The organism is Bradyrhizobium sp. Kon69, from assembly GCF_055807515.1.
Map to the genome: position 1 here is coordinate 37,978 of NZ_JBVVOS010000038.1, position 20,853 is coordinate 58,830.

Here is a 20,853-nt window from a genome sequence, read left to right on the forward strand (position 1 = left end):
ATTCCGATCAAGCACTCCGCACACGGATGGCCGACCGATCGGTCTTGAGATAGTGGTGACGGCCTCGCACTTCACCTGGGTAAAATGCTTGAGGAGGCGTCTCCTTGGATACATCGCCGGCCAACCGGCCTGAAGGAAAGCTAGAGCTGCACGAACAGAGCGGCGGTTGTACTTACCATCTGAGTGCCCATGGGTTCCTTTGCAGTCGGTGCCGCCATCCCCGGTGGAGTCGATCGCATGTATATCTTCAACGCACAACTGAGTTCTCGTGCGCGGCCTCAAAAAATCAACTCAACTAAAACGAAAAGGATATCAAGATGACGGTTCGAGCAACACAAAGCATTGAGCTGGACCCCGAGGTTCGGGCAATAGTTCGCGGCGAGCTTGTAGAGCTTGCAGAGCTAGAGAGTACGGACATTCGCGAGAAGGTGATTGATGCCTGGACTTACGCGCTGACTCGCGAGGGCTGCCGGAGCCTCACCGATCTACAAGGCTCAGCCCGTCCAGACGGTTGGGTGCTAAAGACGGGATCGCAGCTCGACCACGTTCGCGGCGTAACCAGATTATCGACGCGTTATGGCGACGAACTTGCTCTCATGTATCCGTCGCTGCCGCTAAAACGAGACGTACTGATCGCTGGCGCCATGATTCACGATGTCGGCAAACCGCTTGAATATAATCTACAAAAGCGGGAACTGTGGTCAAGCAAGACTCACGTGTCAGGCTGGCCCTCGGCTCGACATCCGGTCCACGGATGGCATGTCTGTCTCACCGTCGGACTCCCAGAAGAGATCGCGCACATTGCAGCGGTCCATTCCAGCGAGGGCAACTTCGTAGTGCGCTCGCTCGAGGCTCGAATCGTTCACCACTGCGATTATGCCCTTTGGGATGCTCTCTGGGTTAGTGGCGAGTTGAAAGATCCGCCACCGAAGCTTAATCCTAAGGAATGAAGCGGTCGAGCCAAACGAGGCCGTAGTGCAGAAGATCAGCCAAATGGGCCATTCTGAATGTGTCTAAAGGCGAAGGGCCGTTCCTCAGTTTGAGGCGATGCGCAGTGGGCGAGGATCGAGCCATTGCTGCCGAAGAGCCGTCTCGAGCGCGCCGAGTCGATGATAGGGCTGATCAGCGGGATCGTGCATGTGCTGAAGAGCGGCTGTCGATAGGAGGATTGCCCCTCGTGCTACGGTCCGCCGACCACAATCTACAACCGCTTTCATCGATGGTCGGCGCGCTGTTTCGCGCCTGGCAACAGTAAGCCCCGATGACGTTCACATGATCGATAGCACCACGGTAAAGGCTCATCAGTTGGCGGCGAAAAGCGGAGGCGTGGGACAGGCGATCGGGCGCTCGCGCACCGGGCGCACGATCAAAAGTCAACGCCGTTGTCGACGGCCAGGGCCGGCCGCTCGCCATTGAAATAACACCGGGACAACGCGGCGGTCTTCCCCTCTGCCAGCGGCGCGCCTTTGCGCCGCCGATGCTGCCTCGATAGTGACGGCTTTCGGCTCTTCCTGCGCCAATGCGGGACCATCCCGATCATCCCGTACAATCCAGGAATCCATCCAACGCGTCATAGTCCATGCAGGGCGTCGACGTCGACGCGCTTGGTCGCATCATCGAGGCTCTGGATCAAGGTGTTCTTCGCTATCTTTCAACCTCGAGGCCATGCGGAAAAACGAACACCACCCGCCGGCCGCGAAGATGTGCGATCTGAGGACGCCAGCATCTCGTCCAGGCGATGCCGTCGTCGATAGCCAATCCGGCGCCTGCGCGACGACGTTCGGCACGGCGCCGATCGCAACGATCAGTTTGGTGAGGTGCGGCGGTACCACGCAGCAACGTTGCGCCGGCGATCGTCCCGCCTGAGGTGCCATTCGAGCTCGCGATCGACCCCGGCTCGTGCGCAACGCCGCGGTAGGGCCGCATGCCGGCGGAGAGCTCCTCGTATCACCACGTCAGACTTGCTTTGCATCGCGATCGGGCTTGCAGATGGCGGTCCGGGGCGCCGCCCAGACACAAGGCATTCTGCAGGACTTCCGCCGGGGCCGCGAAGCTCAGGCCGCCGAGCATGACATGAGCCTGCTCAAACCCGAAATTGGCAAGCCGCAGGTGACGAAGTGAGGAGATTGTGATCGAGCGATACGCCCGCGATGCCTTGCCCAAATGGCGGGCGCCAATCAAATCACCAATTTCGCTCGATCGATGAAAGCGCGTCTCGCTGATATAGTGGTAGCCCAGATTGAATCGGCGCTGGAGGGTTACTCACTGGTCGCATCACATGATCGCGCTCCGCTCATTTGCATATCGCTGCCGTGTTATTCGAAGTCGCGGCGTTCCTCATAGTGGCAGCGGCGATACGTCAGATCGCGAAGCTGCTCGGCTATAGTGTCGCCAGAAGCTCAGGGATGATGTCGTATCGTGCCGCGCCGATGCAGTTTTGCAGCATTTAAGCGTCGGGGGGCCGAAATGTGAAATTGTCGGCTTAGAGGCGCAGGTACATTGTGGGCAAATACAGGCTCACCGGAAGGGGTAAGATGGAAATCGAATGGCGGCGGCTTCGGGCTGATCAGTTGCGTGAACGCGCGAAGGAGGACGCGATCGTCATCGTCCCCGTCGGCGCGCTCGAGCAGCATGGGCCGCACCTGCCGGTCGAGATCGACAGTCTGCTCGGCGAGACGGTTGCGTTGCGCACAGCGCGCTTGGCTGCAGCGATGGAGAAAGTGGTCGTCCTGCCTATGTTGTGGACAGGTCTCTCCGAGCATCACATGTCGTTCGGCGGCACGATCACGCTGGACTTTCCGACCTTCTTCAACATGATCCGCTGCGTCTGCGAATCCGTGGTTCGGCACGGTTTCCGACGTATCGTCCTGCTCAACGGGCATGGTGGCAACGAAAATGCGCTGCGGGTCTGCGCGGACGAGCTCGGCCCTAAGCTGGATGTGCCGATCGTGCAGCTCACCTATTGGTATGCAGCAGAGAAGCCGATTTCCGCGCTGCTCGAGCGGCAGAGCAATCTCTGGCATGCCTGCGAGGCGGAGACATCGATGTGTATGGCGTTGCGGCCTGAACTCGTAGCCGAGGACCGCATACGCCTCGCCGAGGGCAACCTCACGCCCGAAGTCGCTGACCTTGTCGGCAACGGCATCTACCTCTGGCGCAGCCTCGCTAGCCTAGCCTCCACAGGCGCTTACGGCTATCCGAGTGTCGCCTCGCGCGAAAAAGGAGAGAAGCTGCTCGAGGCGATCAGTCGTGATGTTGCCGAGAAGATCTGCAACAAGGAGCTTTGGGCTCTGCCATGGCGCTAGCTGAAGCTTCTTACCCAAGGCAGCCTCTAACCAAGCGAAGTTGCGACATTCCCCCGCCGTCGGAGTTTCATGCAAGCAGGCTAACAAGGATGCGCACCCGACGTCGCGCTACCGTACGCCGGTGGTATCACGCTATACGTGAGCGCAGGTAAGCAACTGATCTGGGCCTCTTATTCCGGCTGTGGCGACTTACGGTCGCAGGCAATGATGGAGTTGCCCCTCAGAAGCCTGCAACTTGCAGCTCGAGATTCCCTAAAGCGCACGGGGCGAATCCGTCGGGAGGGGACGGTGCGACCGGACAAGCTAAAAGCGCGCGAGGAAGGTAATCTGTTTCGATCAAGCTCGATCAGATAATTAAGATGAAGCACGAGTTGGTCCAGCTCGCCGCCAAAAGCAGCGGGTGGATTGACAAGCAGCTCAGAATTGCAGCGATTCTGCAAAATGAGCTGGCTTCAAACGTGTGAAGAGCATTGTCCTCGGGGTCCCGCTAAACGCCTCTAATCGCCGGTCTCTGTCGTGAAGAAGACGTCACAGTAGCCAGGAACCTCGGCGCGAGCTGCAAGCTCTTCTTCTATCTGCCCGCCGACCGACGTCTCGTCGCTGCCTGCGGCCTTGGCAGTGCTTAGCGAACCTTTCAGCTGTCGGTTGCCGAGATTATTGCATCGCAGAGGGCGATTAAGGCGTGCAGGCCGCGACGAACGCCGCCATCCAGCATTACAATCATTTTGTCGCCCACCGCATCACAGATCTCGGGCAGCACGTCCAGCGGCGATGGCGCACTGTCAAGCTGTCGCGTGCCATTGATGGAAACCATGATGCCGTCGACACCTAGCGAATGTGCGCGGACGGCATCATCAGGAGTGCATGATTCCCTTGAGCACGAATTGCCTTCCACAGCTCGCGGTAGCGCTCGACACGCTTCCATGTCATCGGGGCGCCGAATTGACTGTTCAAGAAATCGGCTACATTTTTGGCACTGGCGTTAGGATCGGCGTAGCGCGTCCAATTGGCGAAGAAAGGCGTGCCATGTTGTAAGCACTCCATGATCCAGCGCGGATGACGCAATGCTTCCAATTTCGTCCGCCACGTCAGCTTTCCCCAACCGTTCCAATGGTGAAGACCAAAGTTTCAAACCGGCGTTGCTCACGCGCTTAATTATATATCTTCCGAAATCGATGTGTCCATAGCGGAATAGAGCTGGTACCAACCATGGTCAGGCGCGATTTTGCCGAGATCTCGCCCGACATGATGAAGGGCACGTTCGCTTCGCGTGCCGCCTGCGCCAGCATCAGGTCGGACGGAATAGGTCAGCTAACCCAGGACTCGAATAGGTACGGCCGAACAGTGATATCGACTGGTCGTGCGCGCTGACATCGATCAAGTAACGCGGCACAATACGGATTTTCCGGAAAGCCTTCTCATTCGTAATTAGCCCCAGCTCGTCGTCAGTGCCGCCTTCGATATAGTCATAGCAGATCTTTGGCAATCGCTTCTTCGCCAATTTGCGCAGATCGCCGACGTTCACAACGCCCTTCATCCTTCCCAATCCGCTATCGTTAATCCTCTATGTTACCCACTCTTCCAGGTGGCTTTGCGCAAAACACTCACATTGACACAGGCGTGCGGCGGTAGAACGCCTTTCCACGCCGGATTTCGACACTCCTAGTTCCGAAAGCAAATGATAATGCGATGCCGCCTTGCTTCAGAAACTCTGATTCCGAAGTAGAGGACAGCGCAGGTCGTTTCCTCACGTGAGGCGGACGCAGACAGCTAAAACTTAGCAGAATTTCGCACAATGTAGGACAGATCTTCTTTGCGCCAAGACGCTGTATATTCTTCTCATAGCTAATAGCGGCTACCTAAGCGCTTTGGGCAGTCGCTATGGCGACCTCAGTCGAAGTTGCCGATACTGACGTGCTTCTCCGGGTGGGCTCGACGAGTCTCTGCCCACACGCGGGCCGTGCCGTTTCTTTCCGCTGCTCCTTCATCAGCGCCGTGCAGACGAACGAGATAGGAAGCTTGGACGCTCAAAGACCGCGAAAAGTCATTTTTGATGACGAAGTTCTCAACAAGAACAGAGGCTCGCGGAATCCGGGGCAACGAGCGATTTTGAGGGGGCTCGCCATTATGCCGATAAGGCACTCGATGCGAGCACGAATCTGATGAGTACCTGTTAAACTATTCGGCCGCCCTTGGTTGCGTGCCCTGAGGCCGGCTTTGATCGCAACCGCCGCTGAATGATCGCGGCGATGTGCGCCGCGATCTGGATAGTGCTAGTCGCAACGCTCGGGCATTTTAGAAGGTAACTGCGTCCAGGCCTGCAAAATTGCTAACGGTAGCGGCATAAACCGTAAGACCGCATGCCGCTTCTGCCGATGAGATGGTTCGCCCTACACTCCACTTCCGAGGATTGCTAGGGGCACTCCGAGCTAATCCTTATCACAGGGGGACAAGCCGTAGCGCAGTATGGGTGATTAATTGCGCCGCGCCCGTTGATCGCTCAGGTCAGGAATTCGGCATGATTTGGCCTGTATGCAAACTTTGGATGCGCCTTCGTCTGCTGTTTGCAGGAAATCAGACCGGCAGAGTGGTTATGCTGCATCTTAGTCGATAGCCGGTTAACGCAGCCTGTGCAGGCGAAGCCTCGTGATTAACGCAGTGAGCGGTCCAACTCTGAATGTTCGATCGAGACTTATTCGTCCCGTTACTGACCGAACGGTATGAGCATAGTTGCCAGGAGAGCAAGCGGTTCGGAATGCCGCAATTGTGTGTGCGTTTGCTTCTTTGAAAGATGTCACAACAAATGTACGGGCGTGAATAGCTGTCAGGCGGCAGCATTTGCCAAAGGGTGCATGTCGACTAGCGGCGATCTGCGCTTCGAACGCAATGCCGCGCAACGGGGAATGTTGAAGCAGTGGAGAGTCAAATGAATGGCGCCGATCTTATTGCCGGAATCTTAAAAAAAGAGGGGGTCAGATACATACCTTCGTTTCCGCACAGCGACATCATCGATAGCGGCGCGAAAGCGGGGATCCGCCCATTGATTGTGCGCCAAGAGCGTCACGCGCTACATTTAGCCGACGGATTCGCTCGCATGACGGGAGGGCGAGAAATTTGCTGCTCCACAGTACAACTGGGACCTGGTTCGGAGAACGCGATCGGGGCTGTGGCACAATGCTATGCGGATAATGTTCCGGTCTTGCACATGCCTGGTGGCTACCCTCGCAGCGTCCAAGGCATTCATCCAAATTTCAATGCTGCTCGCAACATGCAGTCTATCGCCAAGTGGTGTGAGATGGTGATGACCGTCGATCGCCTACCTCAGATGATGCAAAACGCGTTTGCTCTTCTTAAGAATGGTCGGCCGGGTCCTGTAGTACTCGAAGTGCCTGCAGACGTCTTCAGAGAAGAAGTTGATCCAACCCTCCTGGACGCCTATAAGCCGCAGCGTCGATCGGCGCCCTGCGCAGACACCGCCCAAATTACTGAAATTGCCGATATTCTCTTGCGTGCGAATTCGCCTGTTATAATTGCGGGGCAAGGCATCTTGTACGCTGAAGCGTGGCACGAGCTGCAAGAACTCGCCGAGCTCACCCATACACCGGTTCTCTCTACACTGAACGGTAAGAGCTGCTTCCCGGAAGACCATCCACTTTCCTTGGGTTGTGGTGGCGGATCGCGTCCTGATACCGTAAACCGAGCCTTGGAACGTGCCGACGTTTACATTGGGTTGGGCACTAGCTTCACAAGGTCTGACTATATTACCCCGTATCCGGTTAACGGTCGCAAGTTTGTTCAATTGACCAACTGGGAAGGGGACATCTCGAAGGACTACCCTATCGATCTGGGTGTGATTGGCGATGCCAAGCCGTCGATAGCTGCGTTGATTTCGGCGATAAAGGACAAGACCGGAGGTAAAGGTGTTAGCAGGCCGGAGGTTGCCCGTTACATCGCGGCGCAGAAGGCCGCTTTTCTCAAGGAATGGCTGCCTCTTCTCACTTCCGCCGAAAAGCCGATAAACCCATACAGAGTTGTATGGGACCTTATGAACACGGTTGATCGGACAAAAACAGTAGTTACGCACGACGCTGGGAGCCCGCGAGACCAGATAACTGCTTTTTGGGAGTCGCTCGTTCCGCACGGTTATATGGGGTGGGGGAAGACTACCCAGCTTGGACTAGGGCTTGGGCTTATGCAAGGCGCAAAGCTCGCACGGCCTGACTGGACGTGCGTCAACATCATGGGTGATGCTGCCATTGGAATGGTGGGCATGGACTTCGAGACTGCGGTCCGCTGCGGGTTGGGAACGCTGACAATCGTGCTCAAAAACAGCATAATGGGCGGATATAGTAAGTATCACCCGAACGCCTCTGAAAAATATAAGATCGAGAAACTTGGTGGAGATTACGCTGCAATGGCCCGGGCCTTCGGAGGGTACGGCGAAGAAGTAGTTGAGCCTGAAGATATCATCCCAGCGATTAAGCGTGCATTAGAGAAAAACGAGAAGGGTATTCCTGCTCTACTTCAGATCATTACTAAGGAAGAGCGTCGCATGCCAAAAAACCTTCCGGTTGACGCTGAGGCAAATAAGCTCGAGGCCTAATCTCTGCTCTTTGTGCCACCTCGATCTTCGCGGTCGAAGTGGTACTTTGAAAAACTGTTGCCGAAATCGAAAGATCTAAAGTGGCCTAGTGATCTGAGCTGCTGCCGGTTTGATGGCCACAACATTATGTGTATCATGGAGGCGGAGGTTGGCAACGACACGACGGAGGTTCGGTTGGCGATTTGAAGGTGGAGGCGGTCAGGCTGGTGAAGAAGCGATCGGCATCGGTTGGTCAGGCTGCACATGACCTGGACGTTGATAAGAAAGTGCTGCAAAGTGGGTGAAGGAGTTCCGAATCGAGCGGGGCGTGGGCTTTCCCCGGTTGCGCGTAGGAAGCAGCCCCAAGGTGAATACTGAGCGGAACAAGGCGGCGGCCGACTTCGGATAAGGAACCGATATGAAGTGCGGCTTCATCGCGAACCAGCGGACGATCTGGCCGGTGGCATGACTATGCGACGCGCCGGTGGTTACCGCGATCGCCTGCTGAAGCGCTCTCACAGCGCGAGATCCGGCAGCGACGAGGAGCTCAGTGCCAAGGCCTGAGCCACGTTCTTCGCCAGCGACGTTCCTATAGCGCAGACGGAATCCCTCATTCGCCTTTACAAGAAGATCGGCCTGGCTAATTGATCGCCGGCGTTCCTCAAATTAGTTCGCAAATTCAGGCTGTTCATCTTGCTTCCACGGGCGACTCCAAATGGCCCGTCAAAGCTCAGATGGCTTGAGGCAGCGATGACCCCGCCTCCATGTGAGAGCGCCGGAGAAGATCGTGTTAGCAGCTGTTGAAGATTATGCCACGGACTGGTTTTGCACATACCGATCCAATGGCCCTGTTAGACTGTAGGGAATATATCTAGTCTGCCCTTGAGTGTGATGCCATCTTTAGCGTCTTCCTTGATCATATCGGCGCCCTTCTCTGCCACCATTATCGTCGCGGCGTAGGTGTTGCCGGAGGGCACGGTCGGCATGACAGAGGCATCAATGACGCGCAGTCCAAGCAGTCCATGCACACGCAGGCGTTCGTCAACTACCGCCATAGGATCGTTGCCCATCTTGCAAGTCCCTACATAATGGTGGAGTCCCCGACCTGCATGTCGAGCGTAGTCAAGGCTTTGTTCAAAGCTCTGCACCTTCTCGCCGGGATACATTTCAAAAGTCGTGTAGTTGGCAATAGCAGGATTCTGCATGATTTTTCGCGCGATTTGCATGCCAGCCACTGCGCAGTCACAGTCGCCATTGACGGACAGGAAATTCGGCTGAATCGCTGGTTCGCTGCCGGGTATCGCCGATTTGATGTGAATTGAACCGCGAGAATCGGGTCGACACTGGTTGAAACCGAAGGACATTCCGGGTTCTTTCTCAAGACGCCCGGGCCGCGCCGAATCGTAGCTCGCGGGCGCCATGTGAAACTGTACGTCGGGCGTCTGGAGGCCGGGCCGCGTGCGCACAAAGCCGGCGACTAGGCCCGGCGTTTTGGTAAGCAGACCCGTTCCCATAACATAGTATCGCAGTATCTCGCGCAACATCCGAAATCCACGAGATTGCTCGTTGAACGTGATCGGTCGATTGATGCGCCAGCCCATGTTCACATAGAAGTGGTTGCCATAGTTCTCGCCGACCCCTTTCAGCTCATGGTGGATCTCGATCCCAAGCTTCTTGAGGGTTCTCGGCTGGCCAATGCCCGACAGCTCCAGCACGCCGGGCGACTGGATAGTGCCGCAAGAGACAATCACTTCACCTTCGCAGCGCGCTTCCCGACGTTCGCCGCGCAGAGTATAAGCGACACCGACTGCGCGCCTACCCTCGAGCAGGATACGGCTCACAAGAGCACCGGTCTCGATGTGCAGGTTGGGCCTGTTGCGCGCTGGATTCAGAAAGGCGCGAGCGGCCGACCACCGGCGACCATTCTTGATCGTGGTCTGAAAGTAGCTGAAGCCTTCCTGCCGCCCGTTGTTGTAGTCTTGGCTGCGCAGGAAACCACTGGCCTGCGCCGCCTCAATGAGCGCGTCGCCAAGCACATGGCGTTCGCTGATATCGCTTACATTGAGGAGCCCGCCCTTACCACGCGTCTCGTCGCCGCAACTTTCATAGTGCTCCGACTTCTTAAAATACGGCAGCACGTCTTCGTAGGACCAGCCGGGATTGCCTAGTTTATTCCAGCCGTCGTAATCGAGCGGCTGGCCACGTACGTAGAGCATGCCGTTGATCAAACTTGAGCCGCCCAGCCCACGGCCGCTCGCACATGGGAGGCGCTGGCCGGCCACGCTGTCCTGAGCGTCCATCTGGAAGTTCCAGCCGAACTGCTTTCGGACCTTCGTGAAACCTGCGGGAATATCGATCCACATCGAGCCGCCTTGTCCGCCAGCCTCGAGGAGGAGTACCTTGACGCGCGCATCCTCGGTCAGGCGATTGGCGAGTACGCAGCCGGCCGAGCCGCCACCGACAATGATGTAGTCCCATTCGGACATGGTTTAAGTTCCTATAGCAGATGTTGGATTTCGTCCGGGTTAGTCGGCCGAACCAACATCAAGGGGGCACATTGCGCTGCCACACTGGTCTTGCCGCACTCACCAGTTCGTAAGGAACACTGAGATTTCTCAACCTGCTTCCCGCAGGAGCGTTAATCTAGCAATCCTCCATTCGAAATTTTCGCAAAAAAGCGCATGATCGCGCCCAAAAACCGCGCTCCACGGCTTTCCTTCGCGGATTTCAACGTAAACGGACGGACTTCGCAAAAAGCGCAGCGGCTTCGGAGCGCGAAAACTTGACGACACGAACTGGCGTCTCAGAATGCCGCATGGCTAGACAACCACCGAACCTCACCAAACCATTCGCGGCGGGGCCTATGTCTCAAAACCACATCTCCTCGACGTCCAGGTCGAGGTTCACGTACGAGTAAGGCATTTGCCTCAAGTGCAAGCCGCGCCATTTCGGCAGAAGGGGGTGAATAGCGCTTTTGATTGTTGCCGTCGGCGCCGAATGTCCACCACCTTAGACGTCGACGGGAGTGCCTTACCCTTACATCGAAGACGTCTGCGGCCTCAGGCGAATTTGGCCGAGGAGGGATTACCGCTTGAGCGGGAGCGTCATCGCCTATCAACACACGGCTGGATTCCCAACGCGCCGGATCCGTTTTTTTCTTGGGCGCGCGCACAGTCTGGCCTTCGATCTCGGTCGGGCTGACGTGGGCGAAATCATCGAGGCAGGCTAACGACGCAAAACGGGCGAGTAAGCTCGCACCTCGGGTAGCGCATGAGTCCTGGCGATCATCGCAGTCGGCCGTGAGCGCGTGTTGGCCCCTCCGTAAACTACGAAGCCATCGCTGTTCTCTGCTCCTACTTGCCTGACAACGCTCCGAGCCATGTCAGACGTATTCGCCCGAGTCGGCGCAGGATTTCAGCCTTTCGACCGGCCAGAATGCTGAAATTCATCATATGAACCCGATACACTCTTTCTAAGACAGAAGCCTTCTGACTATCGGAGAGGTCAAGAAATCAAGAACCGGTGGGAAAAATCCAACTAACGGCAGGCGCCTAGTGCAGGACTGTTCTTGCAGGCTTGGCCATGCACCCACTGCTGCAATCTGTCAAGAGAAGATCGCGGTCCGGTTGTTGACCGGCGCCGAGTGGGCGCACCAGGGTGCGCGCAGGAGGGAAGAGGGGCAATGCCAGGCACTAGCGAAGAGTTTTGCAGAATTTTCCGGCTTGCCGGATTCGAAGCTCCCGTCCGTGGCGTGATGCTATGAAGAGAGGCTCGTATGAAGCCTCGGATAGGCATGCCGGGCTCAACGCCTACGGCGGCCGCTGGCCCGGCCAACTTTCCGTGCCCAGCAGCAGCGTGTTGCGCTCGCCGGCTCGTTCGTCTTCGATCCCAAGCTCTTGCTGATGGATGTGCCGCTCGGGGCACTGGACAGCAATTGCGTGAACACGCGTAGCTCGGGATCAAGCATTTTCATGAGCATCTCGGAGCGGCAGATGATGGCCTATGTGACGCATAATCGAAGGGAAGCGTTGACCAGGTCGGACCGCAAGCGCGTTTTCACTTGCAATGTGGAGATGCCGAGCGTCGGAAAACGTGCAAGCGCTGGGGATTAATGTCGAGGGCATCAGCCAGCCGAGGGTACTGTCATGGGCCGAAGCGGCGGTGATCACCATCGGCTGGAAGGGCGCTCACACACCATGACGACGAAATTCCAATTCAAGCAGCGGCCAATTGCAAGGGTCTTCCATCCCGGGAGAATTTGTAACAGCGGAGAGAATGATGCGAAAGACACTATTGATCACCTTCGCCTTGGCCGCAATCTGCCTGGCAGCGGGTACGCTTGCGCCAACTAAATCGGCCTTTGCGGCCGATCAGCTCACGGTCACCCACGGGGGCGGATCGTTCGCGAAGGTGCTGCGGAACGATGCGTTCGATCCCTTCACAAAGAAGACGGGCATCAAGATCACTGAAGCCGAGTGGGATTGGAACACTGCCAAAATCCGCGCCATGGTTGACACGAATACGGTGATCTGGGGTTTGGTCTACGTCACCCAGGCTCAAACCAAGCGATTGTGCGACGAGGGTCTCATCGAGACGATTGATTGGAAGAAGCTTGGCCTCGAACGGGCCAAATTTCAGGGGGCCGACAACACGGACTGTGGGGTCCCGACCAGCTTCTCTGCTCAGGTCGTTGCCTATGATAAGGACAAGCTGCCGAATGGGCCGAAGACCATCGCCGACTTTTTCGATCTGAAGGCCTTCCCCGGCAAAAGGGGACTCTATAAAAGTCCGGACATCAATCTCGAGTGGGCCCTGATGGCCGACGGGGTGCCGGCCAAAGATATCTACAAGGTCCTCAACACACCCGAGGGAGTCGACCGGGCCTTCAATAAGCTGGACACGATCAAGAAGGACGTGGTCTGGTGGACGGCCGGAGCTCAGCCTCAGCAACTTCTCGCCGATGGTCAGGTCGTGATGAGCCAAGCTTGGGGCAGCCGAATCTATGATGCGGTCAAGAACTCTGGCCAGCATTTCGCGATCATGTGGGACGGTGCGATGGAGACCGGGGTTGATTTGGTGATTCCCAGGGGCGCTCGGCCTCTGGAGGAGGCCTACAAGTTTCTGGCCTTCACTAGTTCGACCCGTGTCCAGGCAGACATCGCAAACGACTCCGCCAACCCACCGGCAAACAGGGATGCGGTTGCGCTCGTTGATCCAGCAATCCGGCCATATTCGCATGCCCCTGATAACAGCGAAGCTATTCCGGTAGACTCGAGATTTTGGGCTGAGAAGATGGATGAAATACGCCAGCGATTTACCCGGTGGCTCGCGCAGTAAGGCCAAACATAGGAGCGGCAGGATGGCTTCTGTTCTCCTTGCCGTCTCCAACAGCCGAGCTGACATAAAATTAGAGTCGACAAAGTAACGAGGATTCCGCGGGTCATGGCTCTCACGTGGCCTGGAGCGTCCGGATCATCCTGTGTTTCGTCGTGACGGCGCTGATCGCGCCGCCGTCGTCACGCAGGTCAACGTGCCATCCAAACGTATGTTTCCGCCACAAGGAGTGATGGTCGAGGTCGGCAGTGGGATAACGCGGAGCAGCGCGGAACAACATTCAGAGCGGGAGGCAACGAGCAACTAAGAGGAGAATCGCGACGGACCTGCGAAACGAGACTAGCGGGTACGCTCAATGCCTTCGCAGTGCAATGGCAGCTGAATTACGACAGTGTCTCGCTGACTTTTTTAGCTGGCTCTCAGTGGGCAACATGTTGCGCGAATGGCAGACGCAATTGAACTCCATGCTGAAGTTCTGCGCCAATACAACAAGAATCGCCTGATCTATGTGTCACTCTAGCAGAAGTTGGCGTTTTCCTTCCGAGACATAAGGTATTTCTTCTAGAACCTCCGCGAGCGCGGGGCAGGCGTATTGCTTATGTACGAAGGCGGGTCGAACGAGAAGAAGGTCTTGACGAAAGATGTCGGAAGACATGATCCCTTTGGGTGAGAAGCTGTCCCGCCGTGCCAAGGCAACACCGCACGCCCCGGCGGTCAGTTGTGGCGAAACAACACTCACCTGGAGCCAACTTGACGCCCGGGCGAACCGGATTGCCCGCGCCTTGGAAGGGCTGGGCGTCAAGCTGGGTGATTTGGTCACTATCGGCTTGCCAAACGGGCTTGACTTCATCGAGGCTTGCTGGGGCGTTTGGAAGCTGGGCGCCACGCCGCAACCGGTGTCCTTTCGATTACCGCGTGCCGAATTGCAAGCGATAGTCAACCTAGCCGATCCGCCGGTGGTGATCGCATTGCCGGAGCTAGAGACCGATCGGCGACGTGCAACGGTCGAGGACCTACTCGCATTATGTGACGATGGCCGATCGGTTGAAGCCTGCGTGGCTCCGATTGTGTATGCTCCGACGTCTGGCGGGTCGACCGGACGACCCAAGCTCATACTTTCCGGCTCGCCTGGTCTGACCATGGCTGAATCGGATGGCCAAGGTTTCTGGCGGTTGGGCTCAGGCGACATTGCCCTCATTCCAGCACCGCTCTATCACAGCGGGCCATTCTGGTTGGCTATGGAGGCCCTGATCCAGGGCGCCCACCTGGTGCTGATGCCGCGCTTCGACGCAGAAGGCGTACTGCGCGAGATCGAGCGGAGCAGGGCGACTTGGCTTTATCTAGTGCCGACCATGATGAGCCGGATGTGGCGGCTGCCGGAAAACGTGCGAGATCGCTATGATGTATCCTCACTGAGGACGCTCTGGCACACGGCCGCTCCGTGCCCACCGTGGCTTAAGGAGGCCTTCATCGGCTGGGTAGGCTCCGAGGTTATCATAGAGATGTATAGCGGTAGCGAGAGCTTAGCTTGGACGACGATCACTGGAAGCGAATGGCTTGACCACCGCGGGTCGGTTGGCCGCGTGACGATGGGCGAAATGAAGGTATTCGACGCAAACGGAAACCTGTTGCCGCCCGGCGAGATGGGCGAGATCTACCTGCGCCGCCCTGAAGGCGCGCTTCCCTCATATACCTATCGCGGCGCGAAGGCCCGCACCCTGCCCGGCGGATGGGAAAGCCTCGGCGACATCGGTTATTTCGATGCGGACGGCTATCTCTACCTCGCTGACCGTCGTACAGACATGGTCTTGGTTGGTGGTGCAAACGTCTATCCGGCTGAGATCGAGGCCGCGATCGATGAACATCCTCTTGTGCAGTCGAGCGCCGTCATCGGGCTGCCACACGACGACCTGGGCTCATCCGTCCACGCAATCGTCCACTCGCGCCCGGGCCTGACCGCCGAGTTGCTACTGGCGCACCTGACCAAGCGGTTGGTGGCATACAAGCTTCCGCGCACCATTGAGTTCGTCGACGAGCCTCTGCGCGATGAGGCGGGCAAGGTACGGCGGACCCAACTGCGTGATGATCGTATCGCTCGGATGAAGTCGCCCGTTGGGCACATGTAACCGACGTCGATGTTCGAAATGAGCGCTGCGGCATCTCACGAGACATACGGGAAAACGCCAGATGGTCAAAACAAGGCCAGATCTTGGCGAGTTTCGTAAAGACCGATTGGCCCGGAGGAGCGCGTTCCGGTTTTAAGGCGTTCGACCGCGGCGATTGTATCAACGCGCTTTCGACGAGCAACTCGCGAGCGGACGAGAGCTGCTGAAAGTTTTGATGACAACGCAAAAACCTCAGTCGTGATTCTGACCGGCAGCAAGTCCTTACGCGCCGCCCGCCGATCTTAAAAGGCGGTGCGGGAGGTCCTCGCGAACCGCCCGACCTAGCCGCGCCGGGATGGGAGTTCAGGAGCGGTCCTCGGCTCACTTGAGCCTGGTACGAGATGGACCAGCCGACAATCGCCGCGATCGTAGGCTTTTGCACCGGAGGTGGCGTCGCACTCGTCGTCGCCGTCGGCTTCCGGATCATGGCACCCAATGCCCTTACCCGCGTTGCCTGATACTGTGCTTTTGCATCAAGATGAGCTGGCAAACCAAGCCCGTTCTCTCGCGGCTAATCGGGGCAGCGCACGAATAGGCGGGACGATTATGACGTCCCCAGGGGCTGCTTGGGAATTTCCGGCAACCTAACTACGGAGCCGCTAAACCGGCATATACGGCTTGGTACGTATTCTCTCGATCGAGGCGGAATATGGCATCCGCGGCGTATCGCTAACTTACACCTGGCAAGATGTGGCGGCTCACGCTTCCTCGTTCTTTTCGGCAAAGCAGCTGCACAACACTTGAGTCCGCACGCTTGCCATCCTTCGTCGGGCGAATGTCGCAGCGTATCGCGAAAAGGAGCGCCGCCGCTCGGTGGCGTATTCCGAGTAGGTCCGACGCAATTCGGACCCATTCTCCTCCTTTGACTAGGCTAAGCTTCGATACCTTATTTGACGCATGCTCGGTGAGAACCGGAAAAGCGGCCTCAACCCGCATGCGCATTGTATAAGCATCGCTCAGAGCGGCAGGGCCGCTGCTGCCCGGCCTTCATGCACCTGACACGAATTCGCGGCAACATGAGAGAGCGCGGATAATTCATGATCCGCACGATTGTGAAAAGCTCGACCGATACAATCCAACTCGATGGTTAGCTTTGACACCGATTGGTTTGCGGCGCACCGACCATCGAGTTCCGGCATGTTAAAAAACTGCGGATTGATTTGCTGCGCGCAGTATTACGGATCAGATTCCCTAGAAATCAGAGAAATTCGCCCTTTAGGATCACTAATATTCCCACAAATGATGGAGAAAAGTCGATCGACCGTAGCTGCGGCTCCGCCAATCTCCACACCAGCAACTCCGACAGAGAGGCGAATTCTTAAACTCGGGTGTAGAGCTGCACTCAAAGGGGGGCGAATTGAACGAGCGCGCTGCTTGGCCTTACATGACAGGCAATTCTGCCTCGGCACAGCGCGACGCCGCAGGCCTTCGACGCAGTCTCGAGAGCATCTGCACGCCTGAAGGACCGCAGCCTTGGTCCGACTCGTGTACGAACATCGGAGATGCGCATTCCACTGTCGCCGATCTTCGCGTTGACAGGGACGCGCTCGATCGGGCGGCCGAGGCTTGCCTCGATCCACTAACCGCCTTTGAAGTTTCCAGCCGTGTTAATGACGATAGACGCCTTGATGACGTTTCAACGAAAGTTGAGGCAGACCTTCAGGGGCTTGCAAATTTGGGGCTGAATGTCGAGCTCGTACAGATTGCGCATGTAGATCAGGCCGACTTTCAAGTCTATTACTTGCCTTGCCGCGCGCCGGGACTACGCGCTCCCGTAATTATTTGCATCAGCAACGAACAAGAAACAGCAACTGCGCTACTTGGAAGAATTTGGCCTTTTGTGACTACTCTAGGTTTGTCGGTTCTCGTGGTCTCCTACGACGACCTCTCGAATCACGCGCGGGGCCAATCAGAAGTTTCATTGTCTTGCTGTTTGGATTACCTGTCAGGCCGAGCAGATGTTCATCCGGCTCGAATAGGCGTCTTTGGGGAAGGCTTGTCGGCTACTCTTGCAACCGATTTCGCTGTATTTGATTGCCGAATTGCTGCGGCCGTTTGCGATGGCGGGCTATGGAATTGGGCGCGGACTTTGGCCGCAGTGCGCTGGATGAGCAGCAGTACGGCAGACCTCGTAGACCAGGGCGTGGAGTCGGTACGTCGCTCGCGATTGGTGCGACAGTTGAGATGTCCAGGTCTCGTGGTCGTTGGTGGATACGGACCGGTCAGCGCGTCAGAGGCGATTAAGCTACAGGCTGACTGTAGAGCAGCATGCATTGATCTAGAATTCTTCTTCGAGGCGGAGCCCCGGTCTACCTTAAAAGGGACCGAGAATTTCGTGAGTTCTGACGATCGCGTGTTTGCCTGGCTGCATCGAAAGCTCACAAATGGCTCGGATTCTAAGCTTATTGCCGGCGGTTAGCGATCGGATCGCCCAGGACTAGATCACGACAAGGTCATCGATGTTGGTCCGTTCTCAGCTGCCCTTTGTCCTCGCGATGGTTGCCTGGGCATTGCAGCTCACGACCGAATACATACTGAGCTTGCGGAGAGGCTCGGCAGCGCGGGACTGACTACAGTACGCCAATACGGAGTTTTTGAGAGGCTAGTTGGCTGTTTGTGGCGATCGCGGCCAGTCGCTTATTGAGGTAGTCGAGGGATGCCTCGTCTAGCCCGGCGAACATTGTCGAGTTCAGAGCTTCTCGCTTCTTTGACAGGTTTGCGATTTCGGCCAGCGCCTTCTGAGTCAGTGAGATCTGCAGAAACCTCGCATCATCAGGGGATGTCACGCGAGACAGAAAACCTGCCTCTTCAAGTTTCTTCGTTTGAGTCGTCACGAAGGCGGGGTGAATTCGGAGCTTATTGGCGACTGCTATGCCGGAGACCCCTCGACCCTGGTCGAGCTCGCCGATAGCCATCAGCATCAACCATTGGGGTTCGCTGATGCCCATCATCTCAGCCCAGCCCTTGTGTATTTCCTCGAGCTGCGAGTGGATTTCGACGATGTTCCAGATGAAATCCCTAACGGCTCTATCCAGCTGATCTTTTTCGCCCATTTTGGTCTTCCGCCACATGTTGGTCCCGCCCGCAGGCATGCAGCTGATCATTAGCCGCAATGCGAGTGATCGTCTCGCGACTAATTGCCGAGGTATACCGGTCATGCAAGAAATTAATTGACGTGCGCAATTGATGTGGGCTACCGTGGGACTCAGACTGAAGGACCAATCGGCCAACGGTCATGTTAAACTCTCCAATAGAGCCCTCGGGATGCCCCCCCGAGGGTTCCTTTTCACCTCTACATGCTTTTCTTTTGGCGTGTTTCGGATTGTTGCCGAAGTGCAACGGTGTCGACCCAACATAATACTGCATCCAATTAAGTAATTGAAGCAATTGTTACGATGAACTATACGGGGATGGACGGAGAGGGGGCGCCTCGAAGTCGTTCCGTCAAAACCCGCCCACCGGGGGGGTGAGGCTCGTCGCGGCGGATCTTGGACGGAAGCGATATTCAATTTGGAGGACTATCCATGAAACTGACGAAGAGTCTCATCCTCGGTTCTGCGGCAATGCTCGCGGGTGCCGGGGCGCATGCTGCCGATCTACCTGTGAAGGCGAAGGCGATCGAATATGTGAAGATCTGCTCGCTGTATGGTGCGGGGTTCTACTACATCCCCGGTAGCGACACGTGCTTTAAGTTGGGTGGTTATCTCCGTGGGGAAACCGTTCTGAACACGCATTACCACTTTGATGCCGCATCCAACGATTTGGGGGGGGCGCGAAACCGCCTCAGCAACTACTATAACACCTTGGCCCGTCAAGGTTTCCAAGTCGATACGCGGACCGCGACCGAGTACGGCGTCGTCCGAACCTTCGCTGAAATTGTGTTCAGCTGGAAATCCGGTGGATACAACGGTGCCGGTACAAGTCCCGTGAATGGCTCAACGGCTTATAACGCCGCCCCGGCCGGAACAAATGGTGCTGGTGCGGCCGCTGGCGGTTATCTCGGGATCTATTATGCATTTCTTCAGTTTGCTGGGTTTACATTCGGCAAAGCGGAATCGCAATTCAGGACTCCTTGGGGTCAATACCCGGGCAACAACCTTGAGCTGCCCGGCGCCGGCGGCTGGGATCCCGTCAATCAGATCTCGTATACAGCGGAGTTCGGCCAAGGCGTTACGGCTTCGTTCTCGGCTCAAGATCAAACGGTTCACGATACGACCAGCATTCGGAACGTGAGTGGCGCGTCCGCCGTAGGTCTGGCCGCCGGCGCGTACGGTGCAAACGACATCGGTGGCACGCGAGCTCCAGACCTCATCGCCAGAGTTCGCGTTGACCAGGCTTGGGGCCTGTTCCAGGCGTCGCTCGCTGCTCACGATAATCACGCGGCCTACTACGGTGTTGATGAAACGACAGGCCATCCGAGCGACAAGTGGGGCTGGGCTGCTCAGCTCGCGCTATCGATCAAGAATCTTCCGACCGGCGCTGGCGACTCGATCAACTTGACGGGCGTATATACGAACGGTGCGAGCCGCTATAATTTCGAAGACTATATGTCTACCACGTTTGCCATGTATGGCGGCACGGGGCTGGCGGGGGCTTACCAGAGTGTTGGCATTGCTGGTGTCTCTGACGCCGTGTTCGTCAACGGGAGCGGGCAGCAGTTGACCACAACCTACGGCTTCAATGGTGCGTTCAACCACAATTGGGATCCCTACTGGAGCTCCTCCATTTACGGAGCTTGGGCAGCTGTCAGGTACAACGGAACGGCCAAGGGGTATATCTGCGGTGCCTTCGTCGCAAGCCTCGCCTTGTCGACCGGTGTTGCCGGCTGCAATCCCGACTTCAACTATGGGGTCATCGGTACGAGGACGTCCTGGACCCCGGTCAAAAACTTGGCCTTCACGGCTGAACTCGCCTACATGATGCTCGACCAAAAGTACGCCGGCGGAAGCACGGTGGCCCTGCCCCTGCAGGCAAATGTCGCAAAGCCCGGCACTGTATATGAGCTGAAGGACCAGAACAGCCTCGTGCTGATGCTCCGGGCTCAACGCAACTTCTAAGCCTCGGTTTATCAACGGAAGGAGTGAACAAAGCGGCTCTATAGCCGAACGTCTAACCTCCAAGAAGGCCTCCGGCATGCCCGCCGGGGGCCTTTTCGATGCTCCTGCGTCTTTGGAGAACTTGGATCAACTGTGAAGATCGGCGGAGCACGAGCGTTCATAGCCATGGATTCATAGATCTGGCAACAAAGCCTTCTGTCACGCTCAGCCGGTTCAGGCGCTCACTGCCGAGCGACTATGCTCTTGCTGACTCAATTCTTCTTACTTCGTCGTCCGTTAAGAAGCCGAATTGAGCGGGAGCGGACGGTCAAGCGTATGCGATAGCTGGATCAGGAAGAGGCACAAGAGTTCTCTGAGCCAGGCGAGGATACGGCGGAAGTTGTGTCCGACTGCTGAGAGCACGACGTTGG

Annotated in this window: 12 protein-coding genes and 1 pseudogene; 7 read left to right on the forward strand and 6 right to left on the reverse strand. The window is 57.0% G+C overall.

Going from position 1 to position 20,853, the window contains the following annotated elements:
- Window positions 1-317 precede the first annotated feature (317 nt).
- The 3 genes from AC0L3U_RS34690 (at window position 318) to AC0L3U_RS34700 (ending at window position 3,305) form a co-directional block, all read left to right on the forward strand.
- The gene (locus AC0L3U_RS34690) at window positions 318-950 is read left to right on the forward strand and encodes an HD domain-containing protein (RefSeq protein WP_259219421.1); all 633 of its coding nucleotides are present in this window, start codon (window positions 318-320) and stop codon (window positions 948-950) included.
- Between the two features lie 1,033 nt (window positions 951-1,983).
- Window positions 1,984-2,121 (forward strand): hypothetical protein, encoded by a 138-nt coding sequence (locus AC0L3U_RS34695; protein WP_473364723.1) that lies wholly within the window; start codon window positions 1,984-1,986, stop codon window positions 2,119-2,121.
- A gap of 413 nt (window positions 2,122-2,534) precedes the next feature.
- A complete protein-coding gene (locus AC0L3U_RS34700) occupies window positions 2,535-3,305 on the forward strand; it encodes a creatininase family protein (protein WP_259219423.1) in 771 nt (256 codons plus the stop codon).
- A gap of 634 nt (window positions 3,306-3,939) precedes the next feature.
- Here AC0L3U_RS34700 and AC0L3U_RS34705 read toward each other — a convergent pair.
- The 3 genes from AC0L3U_RS34705 to AC0L3U_RS34715 all read right to left on the reverse strand — a co-directional run bounded on the left by AC0L3U_RS34705 (window position 3,940) and on the right by AC0L3U_RS34715 (window position 4,842).
- Window positions 3,940-4,230, reverse strand: coding sequence for an alpha-hydroxy-acid oxidizing protein (locus tag AC0L3U_RS34705; protein WP_374762405.1), 291 nt, complete (start codon window positions 4,228-4,230; stop codon window positions 3,940-3,942).
- Window positions 4,134-4,379 carry a hypothetical protein gene (locus AC0L3U_RS34710; RefSeq protein WP_259219425.1) on the reverse strand — a complete coding sequence of 82 codons (246 nt, stop codon included), beginning with the start codon at window positions 4,377-4,379 and terminating at the stop codon, window positions 4,134-4,136. Before AC0L3U_RS34710 ends, AC0L3U_RS34705 begins: the two co-directional genes overlap by 97 nt.
- Before the next feature lie 214 nt (window positions 4,380-4,593).
- Window positions 4,594-4,842: an alpha-hydroxy-acid oxidizing protein gene (locus tag AC0L3U_RS34715; RefSeq protein ID WP_259219426.1), complete on the reverse strand. Its 249-nt coding sequence runs from the start codon at window positions 4,840-4,842 to the stop codon at window positions 4,594-4,596.
- Between the two features lie 1,368 nt (window positions 4,843-6,210).
- On the opposite strand from AC0L3U_RS34715, the pseudogene AC0L3U_RS34720 reads away from it, so the two are divergent.
- A pseudogene (locus AC0L3U_RS34720) lies at window positions 6,211-7,908 on the forward strand (thiamine pyrophosphate-requiring protein); the annotation flags it as partial.
- A 198-nt stretch (window positions 7,909-8,106) separates the two neighbouring features.
- Here the strand turns inward: AC0L3U_RS34720 and AC0L3U_RS34725 are convergent.
- A complete protein-coding gene (locus AC0L3U_RS34725; protein WP_259219427.1) occupies window positions 8,107-8,406 on the reverse strand; it encodes a hypothetical protein in 300 nt (99 codons plus the stop codon).
- 332 nt (window positions 8,407-8,738) lie between these two features.
- Window positions 8,739-10,373, reverse strand: a complete 1,635-nt coding sequence (locus AC0L3U_RS34730; RefSeq protein ID WP_259219428.1) for a GMC family oxidoreductase — start codon at window positions 10,371-10,373, stop codon at window positions 8,739-8,741.
- Between the two features lie 1,789 nt (window positions 10,374-12,162).
- Between AC0L3U_RS34730 and AC0L3U_RS34735 the strand changes: the two genes are divergently transcribed.
- Both AC0L3U_RS34735 and AC0L3U_RS34740 read left to right on the forward strand, forming a co-directional pair.
- Window positions 12,163-13,224 carry a polyamine ABC transporter substrate-binding protein gene (locus AC0L3U_RS34735; RefSeq protein WP_310473305.1) on the forward strand — a complete coding sequence of 354 codons (1,062 nt, stop codon included), beginning with the start codon at window positions 12,163-12,165 and terminating at the stop codon, window positions 13,222-13,224.
- 638 nt (window positions 13,225-13,862) lie between these two features.
- Window positions 13,863-15,347: an AMP-binding protein gene (locus AC0L3U_RS34740; RefSeq protein WP_259219430.1), complete on the forward strand. Its 1,485-nt coding sequence runs from the start codon at window positions 13,863-13,865 to the stop codon at window positions 15,345-15,347.
- Between the two features lie 2,609 nt (window positions 15,348-17,956).
- On the opposite strand, the gene AC0L3U_RS34745 is transcribed toward AC0L3U_RS34740, so the two are convergent.
- Window positions 17,957-18,439 carry a MarR family winged helix-turn-helix transcriptional regulator gene (locus tag AC0L3U_RS34745; RefSeq protein WP_259219431.1) on the reverse strand — a complete coding sequence of 161 codons (483 nt, stop codon included), beginning with the start codon at window positions 18,437-18,439 and terminating at the stop codon, window positions 17,957-17,959.
- A gap of 471 nt (window positions 18,440-18,910) precedes the next feature.
- Here AC0L3U_RS34745 and AC0L3U_RS34750 point away from each other — a divergent pair, with 471 nt between their 5' ends.
- Window positions 18,911-20,443, forward strand: coding sequence for a porin (locus AC0L3U_RS34750; RefSeq protein WP_259219432.1), 1,533 nt, complete (start codon window positions 18,911-18,913; stop codon window positions 20,441-20,443).
- The last annotated feature ends 410 nt before the right edge of the window (window positions 20,444-20,853 follow it).

Bases quoted from the DNA above. Each gene is read 5' to 3' on its own strand.
- AC0L3U_RS34735 (WP_310473305.1), top strand. From the start codon at position 12,163: ATGATGCGAAAGACACTATTGATCACCTTCGCCTTGGCCGCAATCTGC.
- AC0L3U_RS34730 (WP_259219428.1), bottom strand. From the start codon at position 10,373: ATGTCCGAATGGGACTACATCATTGTCGGTGGCGGCTCGGCCGGCTGC.
- AC0L3U_RS34690 (WP_259219421.1), top strand. From the start codon at position 318: ATGACGGTTCGAGCAACACAAAGCATTGAGCTGGACCCCGAGGTTCGG.
- AC0L3U_RS34750 (WP_259219432.1), top strand. From the start codon at position 18,911: ATGAAACTGACGAAGAGTCTCATCCTCGGTTCTGCGGCAATGCTCGCG.
- AC0L3U_RS34740 (WP_259219430.1), top strand. From the start codon at position 13,863: ATGTCGGAAGACATGATCCCTTTGGGTGAGAAGCTGTCCCGCCGTGCC.
- AC0L3U_RS34745 (WP_259219431.1), bottom strand. From the start codon at position 18,439: ATGGGCGAAAAAGATCAGCTGGATAGAGCCGTTAGGGATTTCATCTGG.
- AC0L3U_RS34700 (WP_259219423.1), top strand. From the start codon at position 2,535: ATGGAAATCGAATGGCGGCGGCTTCGGGCTGATCAGTTGCGTGAACGC.
- AC0L3U_RS34705 (WP_374762405.1), bottom strand. From the start codon at position 4,230: ATGGAAGCGTGTCGAGCGCTACCGCGAGCTGTGGAAGGCAATTCGTGC.
- AC0L3U_RS34715 (WP_259219426.1), bottom strand. From the start codon at position 4,842: ATGAAGGGCGTTGTGAACGTCGGCGATCTGCGCAAATTGGCGAAGAAG.